Raw genomic sequence first — 4480 nt, 5'->3', positions numbered from 1 at the left:
AGGTCATGGCGACGACGACGCCGGCGCTGGTCATCCCCCGCAACAGTCGGCGCGCCGACCAGCCCCGCCGTGCTGCAGCTCTGGCTGCCGCCGGTGCCGTGGAGACCCTCAGCCAGGAGCGGCTGAGCCCCCAGGAACTCACCCGCTGGTTCGCTCGCGCGGTCACCAGCCGGACGCTGCGCGATGGCATTGACCTCGACGGGCTCACCCGGATCGGCGATATCGCAGCAGCGGCCCTTCCCGAGCGCACAGCTGCGCAGAAGACCACACCCCTTCCCACCACCGTTGAGAGGCCGAGTTATGCATACTCCCGCTGATGCCACCGCCGCCCAGTCCCTGAACTACTGCGCACAGACCGACGCGTTATCAGAGACTGCACAGCCGGAGCCCCTCCATGAGAGCCGGGTGGGATATGTGCTGAAGATGTACCCGCGCTTTTCCGAGACATTCATCGTCTCCGAGATCCTGGCCCGCGAAGCCGCCGGGGAACAGGTCGTGATCTTCTCCCTACGACCCACCACCGATGTGCGCTTCCACGCCGAACTCGCCAGGGTCCAGGCTCCAGTCATCCATATCCCCCGTCCCTCCAGCGCCAGCCGGCTGTGGAAGCAGCTCAGCGACGCCGCTGCTGGGCCGCAGCTGGCCAGCGGCTTAACCCGAGCGCTGCCGGAACTGGCTCGCTATGACCACGACGACGCCTACCAGGCAGTCGCGGTGGCGCAGCTGGCCGCTGAGCACGGGGTCACCCATCTGCATGCCCATTTCGCCTCCGTGGCCACCAGCGTGGCCCGGTTGGCTGGGATGATCGCCGGGCTTCCGTACTCCTTCACCGCTCATGCCAAGGACATCTTCCATGAGGACGTCGACGCTGCCGAATTGGAGCAGAAACTCGCCGAGGCTCACCATGCGATCACCATCTCCGGCTACAACATGGAGCATCTGCGCCGAACCTTCCCGGCAGCCAGCTCACGGCTGCACTTGGTGCACAACGGCCTGGAGCTGGCCCGCTTCCCCTATGAACCAGCACGCATGACCCCAGCTGACAACACCGCATCCATCGCCACCCCGAGGCTGCTGTCAGTGGGACGGCTGGTGGAGAAGAAAGGCTTCCACCTGCTGATCGAAGCCGTAGCGATCCTGCGTGAACGCGGCATCGCGGTGCAGGCCGATATCGCCGGTGACGGCCCGCTGGCTGACGCGCTTCAGGAGCAGATCGATGAGCTCGGCGTCGGCGATGCCGTTCAGCTGCTGGGTGCCCGCACCCAGCATGAGATCACCCGCATGCTGGGCAGCCACGACGTTTTTGTCGCGCCCTTCGTCATTGGCGCTGATGGAAATGCTGATGGTCTCCCCACTGTCCTGCTGGAAGCCATGGCACGCGGCATTCCCTGTGTAGCTGCGGATGTGACAGCAGTAGGTGAGGTCATCCGCAGCGGCGAGACCGGCTGGCTGATTCCCAGCGGAGATGTCAGTGCTGTGGCCGATGCCATCGCGGAGGCCATCAGCGTCAGTGACACCCAGCGGTGCCGACTCACCGATGCTGCGCGGCAGCAGGTGGAACGGCTCTTCGATTCTCGACGTCAGGCCGCCATTCTGCGCAGGCTGATCAGCCAGCCAGCCGCCGAGCCGTCGTCGTCCTCCCGGGCAGCTGAAGCAGTGCCGGCCGGAGTCCGTGAGCCGGAAGGGGCCCTGGTATGAAGATCGCCTACGTTCTGGCCGATCCCGGGATCGGTCTCTTCGGCGTCAAAGGCGCCAGTGTGCACGCCCAGGAGATGATCCGGGCTTTCGCCGCCATGGGTCACGAGGTCACCGTGTACTGCCTCAAACGCGGCACCAAGGCAGGTGATGCCAGCACCGAGACCGTGCCTGAGGATCTGCGTCATCTGCCGGTTTTCACCGCTGCGGTCACCGGCGCAAAGGACACTGCCGAGCGGGAACTCGCGGTACTGCGTGCGGCTTCCCGGCTCGCCACGCTCGCAGCCGATGAGGACTATGACCTCATCTACGAGCGCTACAGCCTCTTCTCCGACGCCGGGGTGCAGTTGGCCCAGCAGCTGCGGGCTCGCACCGGACGCAAAGTACCGGTGGTGATGGAGATCAACGCACCGCTACTTGACGAGCAGCGTCAGCATCGCAGCCTGCACCGCGGGCAGCTGGCGGAGGAGATCACCCGGGAGGCCTTCGCCCAGGCCGATCTGCTCTCCTGCGTCTCCGAACCGGTGGCCGCATGGGCTGCCCGGCAAAGGGGGAAGAGTTCAGCCATCCAGCATGGTCCGGGACAACGCAGCCCCCGCATCGTGGTGACTCCCAACGGTGTCAATACTGACCGTTTCTCCACTGCCCCCACGCCGCGTCACGACGACGCCCCGGCCGGTGCTGCGAAAGCAATCGCAGCACCTTCCTTCAACCGTGCACCTTCCTTCACCGTAGGGTTCGTGGGCACGCTGAAGCCCTGGCATGGGACCGAACAGCTTCTGGAAGCCTTCGCCAGCGCCGCCGAACCGGATCAGCGCTGGCGTATGGAGATCGCTGGCGATGGTCCACAGCGCGCCCAGCTTGAATCACTCGCTGCCGACCTCGGCATCGGTGATCAGGTCACTTTCCACGGCGCCGTCGCTCCGTCCCGGATTCCGTCACTGCTGCGTCGCTTCGATGTGGGCGCAGCACCGTACCCTCAGGTGCAAGACCACTACTTCTCCCCGCTGAAGGTCTACGAGTACATGGCCGCCGGGCTGCCCACTGTGGCCTCGGCGATCGGTGAGATCCCTGCTCTGCTGGCTGGGCCAACCGGTGCCGGTCAGGATGCTGGACTGCTGGTGCCCGCCGGTGATGTCCAAGCCCTCGCCACCGCCCTTTCCGCACTGGCCCAAGATGTTGAGCTGCGCACCGCGATGGGGGCACAGGCTCGGCGTCGCGCCGTGGAGCAACACTCCTGGATCCGCCGTGCTGCAGACCTCCTTCAGGCCGTCCACACCGGTCACAGCCCCGTGGAGGTCAGCGCATGAGCGAGAAGACAGCGACTAAATCCGCTCAGGCCAAGCTCTCCCGGGCTACGCATCGGGCCGCCCTTGGCCGCACCCTGAAAATGGTGCTGCCCTTTGTCACCCAGCACAAACTGTTGCTGGCGCTGGGGCTCATCGCACTGCTGGCCGATGTTGCATTCCGCATTCTGGAGCCCTGGCCGGTGAAGTTCGCCGTCGACGCTGTCACCGAAGCCCTGGGGGCGCAGGTCAATGAGGCCATTGATTCCGGGGACGACGTCGGCCGCATGGTGGCCTTCTGGGCTGTGGCTCTGGCGCTGATTGTTGCCGGTCGCGCTGTGGCCAATTACGGCTCCACCATCGCTTTCGCCAAAGTCGGTGTGAAAGTGGCAGCTCAGCTGCGCACCCGGGTCTTTGAGCATATTCAGTCACTGTCATTGCGGTACCACTCATCAGCCAGCATTGGGGATACCTCCCAGCGGCTGGTCGGTGATATGGGCAGGCTGCAGGAAGTGGCCGTCACCGCCGGGCTGCCGCTGATCGGCAATGTGCTCACCGTGGTGGCGCTGTTCATTGTGGTGATGGTGCTCAACCCGGTGCTCGCAGTGGTGGTGATGCTCACCGCGGCCGGTTATCTGCTGGCCTCACGCATGCTCTCCCCCAAGATCAGCTCTGCCTCCCGCGCCACTCGTAAGGGTGAGGGCCGCCTAGTAGGAGATGCCGCAGAGGCCTTGGCCGCCATCCGCGTAGTCCAGGCCTACGGGCTGGAGAGCACCGTGGCCCGCGGGTTCGACGCCGGAAATCAGAAGGCACTGAAGGCTGGTATTCGGGCACGCCGCCTCGCGGCCCGCCTGGAACGCTCCACTGACCTCTTTGTGGGCATTGCGACCGCAGTGGTGCTGGGCTTCGGCGGCTGGCAGGTTCTGCAGGGCACCATGACTCCCGGTGACATGGTGCTGTTCCTGATGTATCTGAAGATCGCGATGAAGCCGCTGCGCGATATGGCCAAATACACCGGCCGCATCGCTCGTGCGGCAGCCTCGGGTGAACGCATCGCCGAGCTGCTGGATGAACCAGTGGAGATCACCGACCCGGAGAAGCCGGTCACCATGAATCGCGCTGAGGGTGAGGTCACCTATCACCGGATCACCGCTCGCGATGGCCACGGCCGGGAGCTGTTCGAGAATCTCAATCTGCATATTCCGGCGGGCCAGCGGGTGGGGCTGCTGGGCGCATCCGGTGCGGGTAAGTCCACACTGACCGGCTACCTCCTGAGACTGGCTGATCCTGAAGCAGGCTCGGTGCTGGTAGACGGCATCAGCACCCGCAATATGCGCCGAGCCGATCTGCGCCGCAATATCTCCGTCCTGCTCCAGGAGTCGGTGCTGTTCTCCACCTCCATCGCCGAGAACATCCGCTATGGCCGGCAGGACGCTACCGATCCGGAAATCATCGAAGCAGCCCGCCGTGCCGGTATTCACGAGTTCATTTTGTCCCTT

Annotated in this window: 3 protein-coding genes and 1 pseudogene; all 4 read left to right on the top strand. The window is 65.0% G+C overall.

Annotated elements, in window-relative coordinates:
- A pseudogene (locus TX78_RS13935) lies at window positions 1–317 on the top strand (glycosyltransferase family protein); the annotation flags it as partial.
- A 106-nt stretch (window positions 318–423) separates the two neighbouring features.
- Window positions 424–1698 carry a glycosyltransferase family 4 protein gene (locus tag TX78_RS04830; protein ID WP_044494459.1) on the top strand — a complete coding sequence of 425 codons (1275 nt, stop codon included), beginning with the start codon at window positions 424–426 and terminating at the stop codon, window positions 1696–1698.
- Window positions 1695–3005: a glycosyltransferase family 4 protein gene (locus tag TX78_RS04825; RefSeq protein ID WP_044494122.1), complete on the top strand. Its 1311-nt coding sequence runs from the start codon at window positions 1695–1697 to the stop codon at window positions 3003–3005. Before TX78_RS04830 ends, TX78_RS04825 begins: the two co-directional genes overlap by 4 nt.
- Window positions 3002–4480: ABC transporter ATP-binding protein (locus tag TX78_RS04820; protein WP_233722165.1), on the top strand; the 1479-nt coding region annotated here is incomplete at its 3' end. The genes TX78_RS04825 and TX78_RS04820, both read left to right, overlap by 4 nt.

Origin of the sequence: Nesterenkonia massiliensis, assembly GCF_000455245.1 — a bacterium.
Classification (GTDB): Bacteria; Actinomycetota; Actinomycetes; order Actinomycetales; family Micrococcaceae; genus Nesterenkonia; species Nesterenkonia rhizosphaerae.
The sequence above is the reverse complement of the archived record's forward strand: the minus strand, read 5'-3'. Positions and strand labels throughout refer to the sequence as shown.

What these genes read in the sequence shown, in the direction of transcription:
- TX78_RS04830 (WP_044494459.1), top strand. Translation starts at nt 424, where the DNA reads ATGTACCCGCGCTTTTCCGAGACATTCATCGTCTCCGAGATCCTGGCC.
- TX78_RS04825 (WP_044494122.1), top strand. Translation starts at nt 1,695, where the DNA reads ATGAAGATCGCCTACGTTCTGGCCGATCCCGGGATCGGTCTCTTCGGC.